This window comes from Candidatus Bathyanammoxibius amoris (genome assembly GCA_024451685.1).
In the GTDB taxonomy this organism is placed as follows: Bacteria; Planctomycetota; Brocadiia; order Brocadiales; family Bathyanammoxibiaceae; genus Bathyanammoxibius; species Bathyanammoxibius amoris.
The window spans coordinates 254-17,914 of sequence record JAMXCW010000013.1; the positions used below are offsets into that span (position 1 = coordinate 254).

Genomic DNA, 17,661 nt, shown 5'->3' on the forward strand with positions numbered 1-17,661 from the left:
TGATTTCATCTCCTTCAGGGCTATCCTCAAAATCCTTCATGAGTTCTTGCCGGTACAACTGTCGCGTGATTTCATCTCCTTCAGGGCTATCCTCAAAATCCTTCATGAGTTCTTGCCGGTACAACTGTCGCGTGATTTCATCTGCTTCACGGATGACACCCACTGGGGCGGAGTCCTTTGTGCCCTTCTCAAAAAGCCGCCTGGGCGGTCCCTTTAAGCTCAAGCCGGAGGATCTTGACGGCTTCCTGGGTTTATTAGTGGCAGATGAACCCTTAAGGGCCAGGCCGGAGGATTTCGAGGCGCTTACGGGGGGTGAGACGTCGAACTTCTTTGCCAGGTCATCCAGTATATTATTCACATTCTGCTTCGCCTCCTTGAGCTTTTGCTCCAACAACCGCGCCTCCTTCTCAAGGCGCGCTTCCTCGGCCTCACGCCTTTGCTTATCCGCCTGCCTTTTCTTTTGCTCTTCGGCGTCTCTCAGGTTGTTCCGGATTGTTGAGTTTGTTGAGTGATTTAGACCATATGCTAGTGCCTCATTATAGTATTTTATGGCAGCGTCAAAATCTTTATTGTCATAGGCCTTTTGACCCAAGGCAATCGCCAGACTGCGCTCAATAACATCATCATCAGGGTCATATTCTAGTGCCTCTTTATAGTATTTTATGGCGTTGTCATAATCGTTCTTCTCAAGGTATTCATTGCCTTTCTTGTTTAGCTTATGAGCCTCATTCCACCGTCGTTTCCTCTCCAATTCCTGAGGCGAAGGCCCTGAGGGCACGTAGTAATAGCCATCGTCGCTGGAAGAAGAACTGTCTGAGGGTGAGTCTCCATAATAATTGTTGCCGTCGCTATCGGACCACCAACCGGTAGGACCCCCATCAACGGCAAGGGTGTCTTTGGTGCATAGCACAAAAGACCCAGTGAATGCACACAGACAGATAAGCGATATTGCGATTATCAGGTTTCGCATGGCCCACTTCCCCCAATAAGGATTCATACTGAGTCTCTCTGCGAAAATTCTACCACAAGAGAAGTAATTGTCAACTTTTTATAGGAGACGTACTTACGTTCCGGGCACCACTCTCTGAGGGATGGACAGACCCCTGGAGGAAGAAGCTGAAACTACTACAGCCAAGGCCCTTGATAATGCACTTCCTTGCTATTACAATAGTTGCGACTCGTCTAAGAAAGTCAGCCGTTTCGCCTTTGACGTATTACCAGGTTGAAACAGTACAGATAAAATGAACAAATCCTTGATCATATCTACCATAGGCGGAATGCTCATCCTCCTGGCCGTGGCCATGCTTGCGCCTCTGGCCGTTGCGGTGTACTACGGTGACGGTAAAGAGATAAACGCTTTTATGTATGCTGTGTCAATAACCGTAGTCATTGGCGGCGCGATGAAATTCGCCTTCCGGCCTGCGACGAAAGAGGTCACAATACGAGAAGGCTTCGTGACCGTTGTGTTCGGCTGGGTTATATGCGTCGCCTTCATTGCGTTGCCATATCTTTTCTCCGGCAGCATCGTGAACATAAGTGACGCGTACTTTGAGGCGATGAGCGGCCTGACTACCACCGGGGCCACGGTCATAGCCGATATAGAGTCATTGCCACGTGGCATAGTCTTCTGGCGGAGCATGACCCAGTGGCTGGGAGGTCTCGGTATCGTAGTCTTCTTTATCGCCTTTCTGCCCACCACCGGTCTTGGCACACATCACCTCTTTAAGATGGAGATACCGGGGGGGCCACTTGCCGACAAGCTGCGTCCAAGAGTGGCCGAGACGGCGAAGCTGCTCTTTGTGATATACATAGTACTCTCGCTGCTTGAGTTCCTGCTGTTATATCTGGGAGACATGCCCAAGTACGATGCCATATGCCATACCTTCAGCAACGTCTCCACGGGCGGGTTCAGCCCAAAGAACACCAGCATAGGCGCCTATCACAGCGCCTATATCGAGTCGGTCGTTATAGCCTTTATGTTCCTCGGTGCCTGTAATTTCATCATCTACTACCAGCTTGCCCGCGGGCATGTAAGGAAGGTGCTTAAAAACGTGGAGTTGCGTTTCTTCGTCGTTGTGCTTGTCAGCGCCATTACACTCTTAACCGCATATTTATATATGAGCGGCCCGCTGGCGGATAATTCCATGAAAGGGGCCCTGAGGGCGTCTGTCTTTCAGGCGGTTTCTATAACCACCGGCACGGGCTTCACGACCGAGAACTTTGACGCATGGCCTAATTTCTGCCGTTTCCTACTGCTGGTGATGATGTTCTTCGGTGGCTGTGCCGGTTCTACCTCCGGGGCCATGAAACATATCAGGATACTGTTGTTGCTTAAATCCACCACGCGAGAGCTTGTCCGCCTCACCACGCCCAGAATAATAAAACACGTAAAGATGTACCAGACCTCCGTAGAGGAAGAGGTTATAATCAATACCTACGGTTTTTTCGTGCTTTATATGGGACTTTTCGGGGCGGCCTCCCTGATACTTGTTGGCTTAGGGACAGATATAGTAACCGCCATCAGTGCCGCTGCCGCTACAATGGGAAACGTCGGACCCGGTCTCGGTCAGGTAGGGGCCGCAATGAATTACGGTGGTCTTGATTTTATGGAGAAGTGGGTTCTCGTCTTCTGTATGCTGCTCGGCAGGCTGGAGATTTACAGCGTCATACTGATGTTTATGCTCTGGAGGCGCTAGGTAGTCCGTTTCTCTTTTATCTTATTGTTTAGTGCCTCGAGGAGTTTGTCTAAATCCACTGACTTAAACTTGCAGGCTGCCTCTACCGTAACCACCTTGGCCATGGTCCTCCTCGCCGTAGGGCTTGAAAGCTGAGAGAACCCGAAATCAAGGAACACCTCCAGCGTCTCAGGACACGACTCAATGGCGTCGTAAACGATCGTATCCTTAGTGATGAAGGACAACCTCTTGGCCCTCTCTTCGGCCCGCAGCTCTTCCTTCATGTTTATAGTATTCCATAGATTGTAGGCGAACATGCCCAGGGCCGTAACCTCCACCCAGCCGGATATACCGACTACAGGGTATGCAAGACCCGGATAAAACGGTATCAGCATCTGGGAAAATACCCTCAGGAAGATACCGGCGTTCAGCAGCAGGAAGGTCCATTCTGAAAGGCGCATGTTGTACAGGGCAACCCCCCTGAAGGTGGGGACCATCTTGGATGCATAACCTATCATCATCATCGAGACAAAGCCCACCGTCACGGCATGGTTGGAGGCGCCGTAGAAGAGATGGCCGGCAGGCGTGGACTCGCCGATAGAAGGCACCGCCACCCTTATCAGCATGCCTATTATCAACCACACGTATGCGGCCTTTATGGTCTTCTCATAACTCCTGTCCATAACTATGTCCGCAAGCTCTTTTGTGGGGCTTTCGAAGACCCTTATACCGTATGTGAACAACAAAACCCCGGTGGCAAGGGGATAAACCAGCCATGATGAAAGGCTTTGTATGAGGTACAGGGCTACGACGGCGTTCAGGAGCCAGAAGCAAAAATTTATCACCGGTGTATTCGGTTCCCTCACGTCCAAAAAGGCGAACACCGTCCTCAGGTTAACCCCGAAGATAAACATGAACACAAAACCGAAGAGAAATATGTGGACCAGGTTGTGGTGTAGGGCGGCGGGTATCTCACCCGTAGCGTGCTGGTAGAGGTAAACGTCCAGATAGAGGTTTAGGCCGCAGGCCGCTATGAACCATATAAGCCCGGCCACGAAGAACTTGTCAAATATCTCTGAGCCCTCCTGGCTGGCCTTAAACGTCTTGAGAAGCACAAGCGTAAATACCAGCGCGGCAAATAGCTGTAAGACGCCGGAAAGGGGCAGAAGTATTGCGAGAGACGTATCCGGCACGGCCTGCAGTACCGTCCTCAGAACTAACCCTGTCAACATCGCCCAAAAGCTCAGGTAGGTGATACCCCTGCCTTGCAGGTCGATATTCTTTACCCTGGGTACGATATAATACGCGAAACCCATAATGAACAGACCCACCCAGCCAAAGAGCTGGGCGTGCCCGTGGGCCTGTATAAGAGATACGGGCATGACATAGTAGTCTTTGTTGAGCGCAATATAGGCCAGGACCGCCGCTCCAAAGGTGCAGCCCACCGTGAGACATACGATAAGCGCGGCCTTGGCGTAGATTGCATAGATGGTGTCCTCTGCCAGGGGCGGAGGGAGAACTTCACCGCTTGGAGGGCCTTTTGCAATCGCCTCTTCGAGTTCCTTTACCAGCGTGTTATAGTCCACATTGTGCGCCTTGCAGAAGAAGGCGAGTGGCTCATTGGGTCCCCGCACCCCGCCGGCAAGTACCAGCCTGTTCCGCTTGAACACCTCATAGGTATAAGGGTGTTCCTCGATAATCTCCTTGATTATTGAATTGCGGTCTATCTTCATAATAAGTACCGGTTATAAAACGGTCGTTTTCAGTCTCAAACAGAATTATAGGCGTAAAGGAGCATAGACACTAAGGCCAGGGCCGCCGTCTCGGTACGCAGTGTGCCGGGGCCGAGGCTGACTGGAATACAACCTGCCTGTATCGCGGTCTCCATCTCTTTCTTCGAGAAGCCGCCCTCCGGTCCGATGACGCAGAGCATGTCTTTCCGGTCCTTGTTATCACGTACCGCGTCACTGAGAGGGCTTGCATCCGGGCCTGTAGAGGCCAGGAATTTTGGGCTGTAGACGTCTGCGGTGCGCATCAGCTCTGGAAAATTTACGGCCTCGGAGATACTGGTTATATAGGTGCGGCCACACTGCTTGGATGCCTCTACCGCCACACTTTTCCACTTCTCTACCTTCGGTGAAGCCTTCTGGACAAGCTTTACCACGCTCCGCTCGCATTCAAGCGGTATCAGCCTTGTTACGCCAAGCTCACAACATTTCTGTACGAGAAATTCAGCCCTCTTTCCCTTTGGTACAGAGAAGGCCAGGGTTATTGCAATCCCGGCCTCTCTACTAACTTGTCCAACACTCTCTATTGCTATGAGAGCCTTGCCCGGCTGAATCTCAACGACCCTGCCCACCGCTTCTCTACCCCTTCCGTCAAATAAAAGAAGCCCCTCGTCAAGCCGCAGCCGCTTGACACGGAGCATGTGGTGTGCCTCTTGCCCGTTAATCCAGAGTTTTCCGTCTTCCGGCAACTCGGGGGTATAAAAGCGCTCCCGTTTCTTTTCCTTCAAATGGCGGTGGGTCTCCAATCGTTGAGTAAAACGCTAAAAGGTCAATCTCGCGCGGCACCCTGAGGGGGGAAGACCTTGGGCGCGGTCTCAACCTTTGTCGCAGCCTCGGTTTTCGTTGCGGCCTTTTCCTTCTTCTCAGCCTTCTTCGGCTTGAGAGGCTCGATGGCCATGTCTATGAACTGGTCCACCCACTCCTGGACCACCGGCCGTCCATATCCTTCGCGATAATTCCGTATTATGTCCGTGGGACAGACCTTAACACACTCGCCGCAGGAGGTGCACTTGTCATAATCAATTACGGCAAGGTTGTTCTTGACGTGGATGGCGTCAAAGGGACACACCTTTTCACACTTCAGACAGGCAATACACGGGTTATCACACTTTTTCTTGGCAGGGCCACCCTTATCAAGGTTCATACACCTTACGTGTACATATTTGGATATGGGTAATATCTGATACAGGTTTTTCGGGCATATATCGGCACATTTGCCGCAGGCAATACAGCGTTTCTCTATGACGTGCGGCAGCTTGTTCTCGTCCAGATATATAGCCTCGGTAGGACAGACCACCGCGCAGTCATCAAGCCCCAGACATCCGTACTCACAGCTCTTATTCCCGTTCTGCGTCAGAAACGCCGCGCGGCATGTCTTAACGCCGCTGTACTCAAATCTATTCTGTACGTTCTTCGCGCTGCACATAAGGACGGCAACGCGCGTTTCTTTCTTTTCGGCCTTTACGCCCATTATTCCGCCGAGGGCCTCTGTGGTCTCCTCTCCACCGGGCACGCACAGGTTGACCTCCGTCTCACCCTTTGCAACGGCCTCGGCATATTTGCCGCAGCCGGGAAACCCGCACGCTCCACAGTTGATCCCCGGGAGGGAATCCTCCACCTCAGTCTGTTTAGGGTCCACCTCTACGTGGAATTTTTCAGTGGCAATGGCCAGTCCAAAACCAAAAAGCATCCCCAGGAAACCCATAGATATCAGAGACACCATTACCATATCCATCTACCAACCCTCCTCAATGAAACAACTAATCCCTGGTCTTTTCCCTACCAGCTTACCATACCGGAGAAACCCATAAAGGCCAGGGCCATCAGCGATGCGCTTACAAATGCGATAGGAACACCCTGGAAGGACTTCGGCAGGTCAAGGAGCATGAGCCTCTCACGGATCCCCGACATCAGCAGAAGCGCCAGCGTAAACCCGATGCCAGCGGCAAATCCCTGGACTGAAACCTCCAGTATAGACAGGCGCATAGGGGCATTGGTTGTACCCAGAAGCGCCACACCAAGTATCGCACAGTTGGTGGTGATGAGCGGAAGGTATATCCCCAGGCTGTCGTAGAGGGCCGGGGTCATCTTCCTCATTACCGTCTCAACCAGCTGTACCAACGTTGCTATAACTAAAATATAACTTATTGTCTTCAGTACGTCAACCATACCCGCCTCGGCTACGCCGGGGAATATCGAGCCGAAGATATTTGACGGGCCGGGAAGCAGTATGTAATTATAAATAACCCAGGTCGCCGCGGAGGCCAGGGTCATTACGAAGGTAACGGCCATGCCCATGCCCATGGCGGCGCTCGTTGTCTTGGAGACGCCGAAGAACGGGCAGAGCCCGAGGAATCTCGCGAGCACGTAATTGTTGACGAATATCGCGCTTATAATGATAGTGAAGAGATTACTGAATTCGCCTTCCATTTATATCTTCTCCCCCCTCTGGAGTTTTCGCCAGTTAAAGTAGGCCAGAAGGAGCCCGAGCACGAGAAAGGCCCCCGGGGCCATAATCATTACCGAGGCGGGCTGGTAGCTCTCCGATATCCTTATACCGAGGATAGTGCCCATGCCTACCGCCTCTCGAATGACCGAGAGCGTGACAAGCGCTACGGTGAAACCTATACCCATCCCCGCGCCGTCTATGGCGGAACGGAACACGCCATGCTTGCTGGCAAAGTCCTCCGCCCGGTACATAATCGCACAGTTAACCACTATCAGGGGTATAAATATCCCCAGAGACTCGTTTATCTCAGGCGGCAGATAGGCCTTCATGAGCAGCTCCACCATGGTTACAAAGGCCGCTATAACCACGATAAAGCAGGGGATACGCACCTCCTTGGGGATATGGTTCCGTATTGAAGATATCAATATGTTCGACAACATCATCACCAGTATCACAGCCGTTCCCATGGCCAGACCGTTGGACACGGTCGTGGTCACGGCCAGGGCCGGACACATACCGAGGAGTGCCACAAAAAGCGGATTATGCGCCCATAAGCCCTTTGTAAATTCGTATTTTATCGTGTGCTCTTTATTCATAAGTCTCTGGTCGCCTCCATCGCAGCCTCGTAGACCGACTTCAAGGGTACTGCCTTTAACTCCGCAATACGCCTGCAATCCTCATACTCAGGTGAGACGTTTCTTCTCTCGCCGTTCAGCCTCCCGACCTTTACCTTAACGGGACCGTAGCACGTCTCGACCTCGATAAGGTTGCGGTCCAACACCTTCCTGGATGCCTTATAACTCCTTATGCCAAACGTCGTAGTCTCCCGGAAAAAGACCTTCTCCACGCCATCCCTCGCCCCTTCAGGGACGATTGCCGTAAACAGTACACCCGGCCTGCTTTTCTTCATCTGGATGGGTGTGGTGTATACGTCCACCGCGCCCGCCTGGAGCAGTTTGTCCGTCACGTAACCGCATATCTCACCCGTCATGTCGTCAACGTTTGTCTCAATGACCCATACCTCGTCTCCACGGGCAACGTGAGACCTCTCGCCAAGGAGCACCCGTAAGAGATTAGGTGACCCGGAGACCTCTCTTGAGCCGGCCCCGTAGCCGATCGCCTCCAGCGTCATATCGGGACAATAGTCCACACACCTCCCCAGAGTAGTCAATATCGCAGCGCCTGTGGGCGTGGTCAGTTCATGGTCCCTCTCCGCGGGACCTGAAAACACCTTTTGCCCCCTCAGGAGTTCAACGGTAACAGGCGCCGGCAGCGGCAGCCTGCCGTGTTCACACTCCACAAACCCTGAACCGGTGGGCAGCGGCGAGTAGAGGACCTCCTCCACACCAAGCCTGTCAAGGGCCGTTACTGCGCCCACCACGTCTAAAACGGTGTCAAGCGCCCCTATCTCGTGGAAGTGTATGTCTTCAAGCGTAGTGTTGTGCACCTTCGCCTCGGCTTCTCCCAGCCGTGTTAAAATTTTAATACTGCTCTCCAGCAGATGCTCCGGAAGCTCCATCTGCCTGACAGGTTTGCAAAGCTCATCGAAACGCAGATGCCTCCTCTCCTTTTCGCCACCCTGTTCAGGCAGGACGTCAAACTTGGTGCCGGCTATACCGGCCCTAGATATCTTTTCAAATGATATCTTGTGCGGAAGTTTTAGGGAGAGTTTCCTAAATTCCTGGGCAAGTACGGCGCCCTCGAGACCGGCATCCACCAGCGAACCCAATATCATGTCGCCGCTTGCCCCAGAAAAGCAGTCAAAATACGCTACCCTCACTCTTCATCCATCCTTCTGGGGAAGGTTTCGTTCGAAGCACAAAGTCCAGAAAAATTAGCATAAAAACCCCTTAAAGTCAAGGAAGCCTTTCCCGCAGAGTATACATACGTTTATTGACTGCTACCCGGCCGTATTGTATCCTGAGTGCTGTGAAACCCCCCGCGACAGGAGGCAAATCAACTGACCCGACCGATGCATTATGAATTGGCCCCGAAAAGACCCGTAAGGGCCTACACGGGCGCTAAACTCCATGCAAAGAACTGGGACTCCGAGGCCGCGCTCAGGATGATGATGAACTGCCTCGACCCGGACGTCGCAATACTCCCAAAAGAGCTCATCGCCTACGGGGGCGCGGGCAGGGTCGCGAGAAACTGGAAGGAATTTCACAGGATAACAAGGGCCCTGGAAACGCTCGATAACGACCAGACACTCTGCGTACAATCAGGCAGGCCCGTCTACGTGGCAAAGACCTATCCCCACGCCCCCAGGGTAGTTATCGCCACCGCCAACCTTGTGCCCGCATGGGCTACGGAAGAAAATTTTGACAGATACGACCGGATGGGCTTGACAATGTACGGACAGATGACCGCCGGGAGCTGGATATACATCGGCACACAGGGCATCCTCCAGGGCACCTACAACACCTTCGCCGCCCTGGCACAAAAGGAATTCAATACCGCCTCTCTTAAGGGCAGGTTCGTCCTCACCGCCGGTATGGGCGGGATGAGCGGTGCCCAGCCGCCCTCCGTCACCATGAACGAGGGCGTAATACTGGACGTAGAGGTAAGGGAGGCACGCGTGCAGAGGCGCGTCGACCAGGGATACTGCGACAGGATTACCCGCAGCCTCGATGAGGCGCTAGGCTGGGTCATGGAGGCAAAATCCGGCGGGAAACCACTATCGGTTGGACTGGTCGGCAATGCCGCAGAGATACACCCCGAACTGGTAAGGCGGGGCGTTATCCCCGACGTAGTCACGGACCAGACCCCGGCCCACGATATCTACAGCTACGTCCCAATCGGTGACGTGGCAGAGATGGACGGGCTCAGGGAAACGGATAAGGTTGAGTACAAGAAACGTGCGCTTGAGGCCATTGCCCTCCACGCCGGGGCAATATTGGATATGCAAAAGGCCGGGGCCATATGCTTCGACTACGGGAACAACCTGAGGGCGCGGGCTGAATCGGCAGGGGTCGGCATAAGAAATGCGGACGGCAGATTTAAATACCCCGGTTTCGTACCCGCCTACATACGGCCGCTGTTTTGTGAGGGCAAGGGACCGTTCAGGTGGGTCGCGTTATCGGGCGACCCGGAAGACATCAGCCGGCTCGATGACGCCGTACTCAAACAATTCCCCGGCGACACCGCGCTGACCCGGTGGATTACCCTCGCGCGGGAAAAAGTCCCGCATGAAGGCCTCCCCGCGCGTATATGCTGGCTCGGCTACGGCGAGAGGGCGGCCTTCGGGCGCGTAATCAACGATATGGTAGGGAAGGGGGAGCTGAAGGCCCCTGTGGTGATTGGCCGCGACCATCTGGACTGCGGCTCGGTGGCATCGCCCTACAGGGAGACGGAAGACATGCGGGACGGCAGCGACGCCATCGCCGACTGGCCCCTCCTGAATTTCGCCCTGAACGCTATCTGCGGCGCAAGCTGGGTCAGTTTCCACCACGGCGGCGGTGTGGGCATAGGCAACTCACTCCACGCCGGTATGGTCATCGTGGCGGACGGCACTAAAGAGCGCGACGAGAGGCTTGAGAGGGTGCTCACCGCCGACCCCGGCATCGGCATAGCCCGCCACGCCGACGCCGGCTACGAAATCGCCGTCAATACGGCCAGAGAAAAGGATGTCAAGACACCGGAGTAATGATTATCAGATAAAATGATACTATCAGCAGGATGCGTCTGGTCGCGCCTTTCCAGCCGTAGCGGGCCGCAAGAAATTTTTCTCTGGAATATGGTGTTTATATGCGTAACGTGCTATGCTTTTGCGACTGCTAAGCGGCTTGGTTAGCGCAAAGACTTGGTTGTTAACACTTTTCGACCAAGTAAGGGGGGGGGTAAAAAATGACCGGAGACAAATCAGAAGGAATAAGAGTGCTCAAACACAAGATCTCAGGGCTGAAGCACAGCATGAATGGGGAAAAGCGCGCCCTGGGCAACTTAACGAGGAGCGTAGAGGGCCTGATCAAAGACGGCCTCAAGACGAAGGAGGCCCGAAGAGAACATTTTGAGCTTGTTCAGTCAAGGGACGACGTGCTGGATCAAATAAAGAACGACATGAAGAAGCTGGCCGACCTCAACGACGAACTTGCCAGGGAGGAGAGAACTCCTCTGGAATGGTTGTGGTATATCCTGACCTCTCCGTTCCGGAGGCTGTGGAATCTACTCAAACGGCTTACCGGTCCCCTGACTTCGGCCGCCGGGGGAGAAGGGGTAGAATATCTTGCCCTGGAACTGGCTGAAGAGGCGGTGATACTGTAATTTAAGACGCGTCGCGTCTCACGGAGGCTACTGTTTGGAGACCAGGACGTATCTCTTTTTCACACCCTTGAACTCACTTCCCTGCAGGGAGGGATGGCGGCTCTTCAAGGCCTGGTAGTAGTCCGCGGCAACGATGCAATAGCCCGCCTCGGTGGAATCAAGAAATCTTATGAGTTCGTCTTCTGAAGAAATTTTCTTCGGGTACATGCTGCCGTAGAAGTAGAGGGTGTAACGTACGGGTAGACCATCGTACATAGCCAGTTGAGCGCCTTCCTTCATCATACCGCGTATTTCCTCATGCAGATGCCGGGTAGAGATTTTTCCCCCCGCCCTGGGCGCGAAGTACAGTGCCCGTGTGAAGCCGCAGACACTGAGCAATATAAGGCTCGCGGTGAAAAATGGGTAAAGAGATTTGCTGCGCCTGCTTAAGAGTAAAACCGCCGCACCGAACGAGACAAAGGCAACGGCGGCGATTATGATTAAATTGGTGCCAATGTCATGATTCCCGGCTATGCTGCCGGCAACAACCCCGGCGGCGACGGCCAGCAGGTACAAAACGCCGTAAGAGACGTAATGCTGTCTCGCGGTAACGTCGTCAAGGTATTTATCTATGTAGGCCGCTACTAAAATAGAAAGCGCCGGGTAAAGGGGCAGAAGGTACGGGCTTCTTCTCTGGAAGGTCAGACTGAAACTCACATACATAACAGCCATCCATATCAGGAGAAACGTCGTCTCTTTCTGTCCTCTCCCGTGTGAATAGTAATTGTAGAGGATCAATGGCAGGAAGAGGGACCATGGCGCAGCCCCCATAAAGACGTCACCCAGATACTCTAAAGGGACGTCCCATTCGGTCTCCTTTTCCACCGTGTACAGGGCGATGTTTTCGCTATGGAACCAGCCAAAATATCCGGCACCCCCTTCCATATAGGTAGGTATGGCCCAGGCAAGCACGATTAGCAGGAACGTGCCGACACACAGGAAGAAGTCTTTGCTCAATAAGAACAGAAAGTCGCGACAGTACACAAGGTAGAGAAAGGCAACCGCACTGGGGAAATAGAGTGAGAGCGGCCCCTTTGTTAACACCATCAGGGCAATCGCGACACCGGCCAGCAGCAAGTACTGCCGCAGTTTGTACGTATACCCGTAGTAAAACGACGCCAGGAACGAAGTGAAGAAAAAGGTATACATGGCGTCCATTCGCACGGCTCTGGCATAGGAGAAAATCTTTGGAGAGCACGCCAGCATAAGTGCGGCCAGCAGACCGGCCCTCGAGCCAAATAGCTTGCTGCCCAGGAAATAGGTGACCAGCACTATTCCCATCGAACTAAGCGCGGCAGGCAGGCGCGCGGACGTCTCCGTTATTGTCCCCGTAGCCGCGCTCAATAAAGCCACGGACCAGAAATAGAGGGGCGGTTTGCCGTGATACTCCTCTTGAGCAAAATACGGTACTATCCAGTGGCCGTCCCTTAGCATCTCTTTCGCTATCTCTGCATAACGCAGCTCCGAACTGCTGCCGCTTAGATCAGGCGTGCCCAGACGGGGAAAGTACAGGAGGGAGCAGAAGACGATTAGTACTATAATATGTCCGCGGGTGCCCTGGAGATAGTTCATTAGAGGATAGATTAACAACTAAGTGTCATGTGCAATTGAATACAATATTACCGGAGGCAGAATGATAAAGATACTATGTGCCTATGTCAAATGATTTGTTTTTGCTTGATTACCGGGAAAGACTTCTGATAGAATTTTCATGTATGGACGCCGGTTTAATAACCATAGAGGAATTTGGGCGGATAGACCTGCGGGTGGCCGAGATAACCTCCGCTGAAGACCACCCTGACGCCGACAAACTCCTTGTACTGAAAATAGACGCCGGTGACGGTATAGAGGGCAGACAACTGGTCGCGGGCCTGAAGGACCATTACGGCACTTCAGAACTGATAGGAAAGAAGATAATTATCGTGAATAACCTGGCACCGGCGATACTCAGGGGCGTGGAGAGCCAGGGCATGTTGCTTGCGGCCCAGGACGGCCGGAGTGTGGTTATCCTGGAACCGGAAAAGGATGTAAGCCCGGGCTCCAGGATCAGGTAATCCACTTACACAAAAGAAACTGGCAGGCGGTTGACTTATGAATGATAGCAAATGGAACGCAGAAAAGCTTAAATTCCTGGACGGACTCATCGGCAGGGGAAAGGGTGTAAGAGGTATGTTCGGGTCTGCCGAGGGTTTCCATGAAGAAGCCTTTGAGGAGTGGAAGACCAGTTCACTGGACTTTATGTTGGAGGAACTGGGGGAAGACAACCGGTTTTACAAGGATTTTGATACTCGTGTGAACAAGGCGTCATTATCGAGTTGCAGCGTAGGGATAGGGGTGCTGACCGCGCTTAGAAAGTCGTTGGTGGAACCGCCTCCCGGGGAAGAAGCGAGGCCGTCCCCGGCAGAAAAACCGCCACAGAAAGAACCCGCAGCTAAGAAGACAAAACCAGGTATAGCGGAGGCGAAGGAGACACCACAGCCACCCAAACGACCGCGCCTGAAGCTGGAAGAGGAACCTGCGGAAGAAACGCCTGCTACCGGGACAAAACCAGCGCAGGAGAAGCCCGCAGCTAAGAAGCCAAAGCCGGATATAGCGGAGGCGAAGGAGACACCGCAGCCACCCGAACGACCGCGCCTGAAGCTGGAAGAGGTGCCTGAGGAAGAAACGCCCGCCGCCGGGACAAAACCGGCACAGGAAAAGCCGCTCGCAGAGAAATCTCCCACGGTGAATGCCGAGGAAAAGAAAAAGAAAAAGAAGAAGAAAGAGGAGAGACCTCGACCGACGGAACAGTCTCGTCCGGAGGCGGAAGAGACGGCTAAAAAGGAGCCTGTCAAGGAAGAAGCGTGTGAGACGAAGTTGCCAACCGGTCTGGATATACAGGAGAATATACTGTGGCAGGCCCAGGTCCAGCTTTCGCAGGGGCGTAAGGACGCCGCCGCAGTCCTCTGCGGTGCCGTACTTGAGGTGGCGTTGAGGTCTTTGTGCACAAAAGACAATATCCCCGTCAAGGAGTGGGACACCATTGGAGACCTTAATGATAAACTCCTTGATAAGGGCGTTTATGACGAGGCCAAGCACAGTGAGTTTGTATCATGGTGGCACCTGCGCGAAGATGCTGCAGCAGTGAATTTTGACGTTTACAGCAAGGGTGACGTCGCGGCTATGATAAAGGGCGTGCATGACTTCCTGAAGGTTTTTTTCCCCGCGCCCAGGAATTAAAGTGGGTGTGATGAGGTTAGAGAAGCAGGGGGGCATGGTCAGAAATGACCTTTATCCCTTAAAATTCGCGAGTATTTATAAGAAGACCCTGTGGGGCGGTAACAGGCTGGGCACACTCTTCGGGAAGGACGTGCCGCCCGGCGGCTGTGTGGGTGAAGCCTGGGAGGTTGCCGACCACGGTGACGACAACAGTATTGTTATAAACGGCATCTATAAGGACATGCGTCTACGCCAGCTTATGGATGACGCAAAGGTGAATGACCTGCTGGGTCGCGGATGCAATACCACGGGCGGGAACAGATTCCCGTTACTGGTGAAGCTGATCGATACTTCGGAGAGATTGTCGCTTCAGGTACATCCCGGCGATTCATATGTTATGGCCAACGAGCCACCGGGAGAGTCCGGAAAAATGGAGGCATGGTACATCATACACGCCGACCCCGGGGCATGGATAATACGAGGGCTGCGACCGGGAATCACCCGCGAGAACCTTGAACGCTCCCTGAAGGACGATAGTTTAGAGGATTGCTTAAATTTTCTATCTGTTAGTCCGGGCGACGTTATATTTATACCACCCGGCACCCTGCATGCAATTGGCCCCGGGATAGTTCTCCTCGAGGTGCAGCAGAACTCGGACATTACCTATAGACTATGTGACTGGGGTCGAGACAGGGAGTTAAACGTGCAAAAGGCCCTGGAGGTAATTAACTTTGCGCCACCGGCGGAGCACAGGCAAGACAAGACGCAGCCGGTTCTCCTTAGTCCGCCTCCAAAGAAGAGGGAACTGCTGCTGGAGTGCGAGAAGTTCATGCTGGAATCCCTTGAATTAGCAGACGAAGAGTGCGGCATGGATGACATGCCTGTGTTCCATATCCTTACCGTTATTGAGGGCTCGGGTACGATTGTTTACGGAGAGTCCGGGCGTCTTGACGTCTCGGCGGGTGAGTCAGTACTGGTACCTGCCGCGCTTAAACGTTATAAGCTGTGTCCGCACGGGCGGTGCAGGATTATCAAGACCGCTCCTGCTGTAGTTGTTCAGGAGGTTATATCTTGAATTCTCTGGTGATGTGTTTAATAATGGCGTCTCTCCGGAAAACGCCTCTTGCGGGTCAGTTGTTATGAGCGCAGGTTACATACGTAATTACAGCGGGCATCATTAATTAAATGGAACGGCTGCAGAAAATACTGGCAAACGCGGGCATAGGCTCAAGACGGCAGTGTGAGAGACTGATTGCCACGGGCCACGTCACGGTCAACGGGAAGATTGTGAAGAAAATGGGAGTCACCGTGGACCCGCAGGGGAGTGAGATACGTTGCGATGGTATTTCAGTCAGCAGCGAAAAGAAGGTCTACTACCTGCTCAACAAACCAAGGGGCTTCGTGTGCAGTAACTGGGACGAGCTTGACAGGCCCAGGGCCGTAGACCTTCTCCAGGACGTTCCTCAGAGGCTGTACACCGTAGGACGACTTGACGCGGACAGCGAGGGCTTGATAATAATTACCAATGACGGAGAATTTACGAACCTCCTGTGCCATCCCCGCTACGGCGTCCCGAAGACCTACCGTGTGGAGGTAGGCGAACGTGTAGATGTGGACGAGGTTAAAGACTCGATGGGCAAGGGAGTCTGGCTCTCCGGTGGCAAGACCCTGCCCGCCAGGGTGAAAATTATACGAGGAGGAAGGAGTAACTCGATTCTTGAGATAACGCTGCGGGAGGGCCGCAACAGGGAAGTCAGGCGGGTACTTGCCAGACTCGGCTACGCGGTAAGGTCGCTGAAGAGGGTCAAGATAGGCTGGCTCTCGGACCCAAGACTTAAGCCGGGAAGATACCGCCGCTTAAACAGGGAAGAAGTGGAAAGGTTTTATTCTTTGACAAATGACAAGACGGGCCCAAGAGGCCGGTTACAGGGTAAGAGATGACACAATTACTTAAGGCCAGAGATGACGTTATAACTGAGGAGATGCGCCGTGTAGCCCAAGACGAGGGCTGCGACGTTGAGGCGCTCAAGAAGAAGATAGTCGAGGGAAAGGTGGTTATACCCTCCAATCGACGCAGAAACGCAGGGCGGACGAAGAGCATTATAGGTATAGGTGAGGGTCTGAGGACAAAAGTCAATGCGAATATCGGCACCTCGCACGACTATCATCAGGTGGATGAAGAGCTGGAGAAGCTCAGGACCGCCGAGAAGGCAGGCGCAGACGCGGTGATGGACCTCAGCACGAGCGCCAACCTGAGGGAGGTCAGGCAGAGGGTGATGGAAGAGTCGGCCATTACCGTGGGTAGCGTGCCGATATACGAGGCCGTGGTGAAGGCCGCGACGAGAGGTAATGCCGTAAAGGACATGAAGGCCGGGGACATGATGGACGCCGTTAGAAGACACTGTGAGGACGGCGTGGATTTTGTAACGGTTCACTGCGGCGCTACAAGAGGGGTACTGAAGCTCCTCAACGAGGGCAAGAGGGTCTGCGGCGTGGTAAGCCGCGGCGGCGTCTTCTTGGTGGAGTGGATGGCGTTACACGGGAAGGAAAACCCCCTGTACGAGAACTTCGATGAACTATTAGACATAGTCATAGAGTACGACGTTACCCTCAGCCTCGGAGACGCCATGAGGCCCGGGGCGCTGGCTGATTCGTTTGACAGTGTGCAGGTGTACGAGCTCAACGTGCTGGCTGAACTGTGCCGGCGGGCAAGAGAACGCGGAGTACAGGTGATAGTTGAAGGACCGGGCCATGTGCCCATGAACCAGATAACCTCTCAGGTCCAGCTCCAGAAGGAACTCTGCGGGGGCGCGCCCTTTTATGTCCTGGGGCCGATAGTTACTGACGTAGCGCCCGGGTATGACCATATCACCTCGGCCATCGGTGGCGCCATGGCCGCCGCTGCCGGCGCGGACTTCTTATGCTACGTGACGCCATCCGAGCATCTCAGCCTGCCCGCCGTGCAGGACGTCTGGGACGGTGTCATGGCTGCCAGGATAGCCGCCCACGCCGCAGACATAGCGAAGGGCGTAAAGTCGGCATGGGAGTGGGACAAGACCATGTCACAAATGAGACGGGAGCGCAACTGGGAGGGGCAGTTCGACACCTGTATAGACAGAGAGAGGGCCAAGAGTTTCAGGGATACACGACCCACCTCGGACAATGACGACGTATGCTCCATGTGCGGACTTTATTGTGTGTTCAAAGTAGCCGATGACGCTAAGTAGTTTTATCTAGCCCCATTATGTAC

16 protein-coding genes are annotated in these 17,661 nt (G+C 53.7%); 8 read left to right on the forward strand and 8 right to left on the reverse strand.

All coding sequences use genetic code 11. The features are described from left to right. Nucleotides 1–997 (reverse strand): tetratricopeptide repeat protein (locus NOU37_07640; protein ID MCQ4575099.1); only part of this gene is annotated, 997 nt, incomplete at its 3' end. Between the two features lie 244 nt (nucleotides 998–1,241). Between NOU37_07640 and NOU37_07645 the strand changes: the two genes are divergently transcribed. After that, a complete protein-coding gene (locus NOU37_07645) occupies nucleotides 1,242–2,696 on the forward strand; it encodes a hypothetical protein (GenBank protein ID MCQ4575100.1) in 1,455 nt (484 codons plus the stop codon). On the opposite strand, the gene NOU37_07650 is transcribed toward NOU37_07645, so the two are convergent. The 6 genes from NOU37_07650 to larC are packed head-to-tail and all read right to left on the reverse strand — an operon-like array spanning nucleotide 2,693 to nucleotide 8,691. Beyond that, nucleotides 2,693–4,408 (reverse strand): DUF1858 domain-containing protein, encoded by a 1,716-nt coding sequence (locus tag NOU37_07650; GenBank protein ID MCQ4575101.1) that lies wholly within the window; start codon nucleotides 4,406–4,408, stop codon nucleotides 2,693–2,695. The two genes, NOU37_07645 and NOU37_07650, sit on opposite strands and share 4 nt — an antisense overlap. Before the next feature lie 35 nt (nucleotides 4,409–4,443). After that, nucleotides 4,444–5,190, reverse strand: a complete 747-nt coding sequence (locus NOU37_07655; protein ID MCQ4575102.1) for a 16S rRNA (uracil(1498)-N(3))-methyltransferase — start codon at nucleotides 5,188–5,190, stop codon at nucleotides 4,444–4,446. A gap of 41 nt (nucleotides 5,191–5,231) precedes the next feature. Beyond that, complete coding sequence (locus tag NOU37_07660) at nucleotides 5,232–6,197, reverse strand: RnfABCDGE type electron transport complex subunit B (protein ID MCQ4575103.1); 966 nt, start codon at nucleotides 6,195–6,197, stop codon at nucleotides 5,232–5,234. A 44-nt stretch (nucleotides 6,198–6,241) separates the two neighbouring features. Continuing rightward, on the reverse strand, nucleotides 6,242–6,892 hold the full coding sequence (locus tag NOU37_07665; protein ID MCQ4575104.1) for an RnfABCDGE type electron transport complex subunit A: 651 nt from the start codon (nucleotides 6,890–6,892) through the stop codon (nucleotides 6,242–6,244). Further along, the gene (locus NOU37_07670; GenBank protein ID MCQ4575105.1) at nucleotides 6,893–7,507 is read right to left on the reverse strand and encodes an electron transport complex subunit E; all 615 of its coding nucleotides are present in this window, start codon (nucleotides 7,505–7,507) and stop codon (nucleotides 6,893–6,895) included. Continuing rightward, nucleotides 7,504–8,691, reverse strand: coding sequence for a nickel pincer cofactor biosynthesis protein LarC (gene larC / locus NOU37_07675; protein ID MCQ4575106.1), 1,188 nt, complete (start codon nucleotides 8,689–8,691; stop codon nucleotides 7,504–7,506). The genes NOU37_07670 and larC overlap by 4 nt, the downstream gene beginning before the upstream one ends. Nucleotides 8,692–8,883: 192 nt before the next feature. On the opposite strand from larC, the gene hutU reads away from it, so the two are divergent. Together hutU and NOU37_07685 are read left to right on the forward strand one after the other, a co-directional pair. Further along, nucleotides 8,884–10,557 (forward strand): urocanate hydratase, encoded by a 1,674-nt coding sequence (gene hutU, locus NOU37_07680; GenBank protein MCQ4575107.1) that lies wholly within the window; start codon nucleotides 8,884–8,886, stop codon nucleotides 10,555–10,557. Nucleotides 10,558–10,757: 200 nt separating this feature from the next. After that, nucleotides 10,758–11,174, forward strand: a complete 417-nt coding sequence (locus NOU37_07685) for a hypothetical protein (protein MCQ4575108.1) — start codon at nucleotides 10,758–10,760, stop codon at nucleotides 11,172–11,174. 27 nt (nucleotides 11,175–11,201) lie between these two features. Here the strand turns inward: NOU37_07685 and NOU37_07690 are convergent, their stop codons facing one another. Then, nucleotides 11,202–12,785: a glycosyltransferase family 39 protein gene (locus NOU37_07690; protein ID MCQ4575109.1), complete on the reverse strand. Its 1,584-nt coding sequence runs from the start codon at nucleotides 12,783–12,785 to the stop codon at nucleotides 11,202–11,204. An 83-nt stretch (nucleotides 12,786–12,868) separates the two neighbouring features. Between NOU37_07690 and metG the strand changes: the two genes are divergently transcribed. From metG to thiC, 5 genes are all read left to right on the forward strand, one after another. Continuing rightward, the gene (metG, locus tag NOU37_07695) at nucleotides 12,869–13,267 is read left to right on the forward strand and encodes a methionine--tRNA ligase subunit beta (protein MCQ4575110.1); all 399 of its coding nucleotides are present in this window, start codon (nucleotides 12,869–12,871) and stop codon (nucleotides 13,265–13,267) included. A 37-nt stretch (nucleotides 13,268–13,304) separates the two neighbouring features. Beyond that, the gene (locus NOU37_07700) at nucleotides 13,305–14,432 is read left to right on the forward strand and encodes a hypothetical protein (protein MCQ4575111.1); all 1,128 of its coding nucleotides are present in this window, start codon (nucleotides 13,305–13,307) and stop codon (nucleotides 14,430–14,432) included. A gap of 10 nt (nucleotides 14,433–14,442) precedes the next feature. Next, nucleotides 14,443–15,486, forward strand: coding sequence for a class I mannose-6-phosphate isomerase (locus NOU37_07705; GenBank protein MCQ4575112.1), 1,044 nt, complete (start codon nucleotides 14,443–14,445; stop codon nucleotides 15,484–15,486). A 110-nt stretch (nucleotides 15,487–15,596) separates the two neighbouring features. Beyond that, a complete protein-coding gene (locus tag NOU37_07710) occupies nucleotides 15,597–16,352 on the forward strand; it encodes an rRNA pseudouridine synthase (protein ID MCQ4575113.1) in 756 nt (251 codons plus the stop codon). Continuing rightward, on the forward strand, nucleotides 16,349–17,638 hold the full coding sequence (thiC, locus tag NOU37_07715) for a phosphomethylpyrimidine synthase ThiC (protein ID MCQ4575114.1): 1,290 nt from the start codon (nucleotides 16,349–16,351) through the stop codon (nucleotides 17,636–17,638). Before NOU37_07710 ends, thiC begins: the two co-directional genes overlap by 4 nt. The last annotated feature ends 23 nt before the right edge of the window (nucleotides 17,639–17,661 follow it).

What these genes read in the sequence shown, in the direction of transcription:
- NOU37_07705 (MCQ4575112.1), top strand. Translation starts at nt 14,443, where the DNA reads ATGAGGTTAGAGAAGCAGGGGGGCATGGTCAGAAATGACCTTTATCCC.
- NOU37_07650 (MCQ4575101.1), bottom strand. Translation starts at nt 4,408, where the DNA reads ATGAAGATAGACCGCAATTCAATAATCAAGGAGATTATCGAGGAACAC.
- thiC (MCQ4575114.1), top strand. Translation starts at nt 16,349, where the DNA reads ATGACACAATTACTTAAGGCCAGAGATGACGTTATAACTGAGGAGATG.
- metG (MCQ4575110.1), top strand. Translation starts at nt 12,869, where the DNA reads ATGTCAAATGATTTGTTTTTGCTTGATTACCGGGAAAGACTTCTGATA.
- NOU37_07670 (MCQ4575105.1), bottom strand. Translation starts at nt 7,507, where the DNA reads ATGAATAAAGAGCACACGATAAAATACGAATTTACAAAGGGCTTATGG.
- NOU37_07690 (MCQ4575109.1), bottom strand. Translation starts at nt 12,785, where the DNA reads ATGAACTATCTCCAGGGCACCCGCGGACATATTATAGTACTAATCGTC.
- NOU37_07645 (MCQ4575100.1), top strand. Translation starts at nt 1,242, where the DNA reads ATGAACAAATCCTTGATCATATCTACCATAGGCGGAATGCTCATCCTC.
- NOU37_07710 (MCQ4575113.1), top strand. Translation starts at nt 15,597, where the DNA reads ATGGAACGGCTGCAGAAAATACTGGCAAACGCGGGCATAGGCTCAAGA.
- NOU37_07665 (MCQ4575104.1), bottom strand. Translation starts at nt 6,892, where the DNA reads ATGGAAGGCGAATTCAGTAATCTCTTCACTATCATTATAAGCGCGATA.
- NOU37_07685 (MCQ4575108.1), top strand. Translation starts at nt 10,758, where the DNA reads ATGACCGGAGACAAATCAGAAGGAATAAGAGTGCTCAAACACAAGATC.
- hutU (MCQ4575107.1), top strand. Translation starts at nt 8,884, where the DNA reads ATGCATTATGAATTGGCCCCGAAAAGACCCGTAAGGGCCTACACGGGC.
- NOU37_07700 (MCQ4575111.1), top strand. Translation starts at nt 13,305, where the DNA reads ATGAATGATAGCAAATGGAACGCAGAAAAGCTTAAATTCCTGGACGGA.
- NOU37_07660 (MCQ4575103.1), bottom strand. Translation starts at nt 6,197, where the DNA reads ATGGATATGGTAATGGTGTCTCTGATATCTATGGGTTTCCTGGGGATG.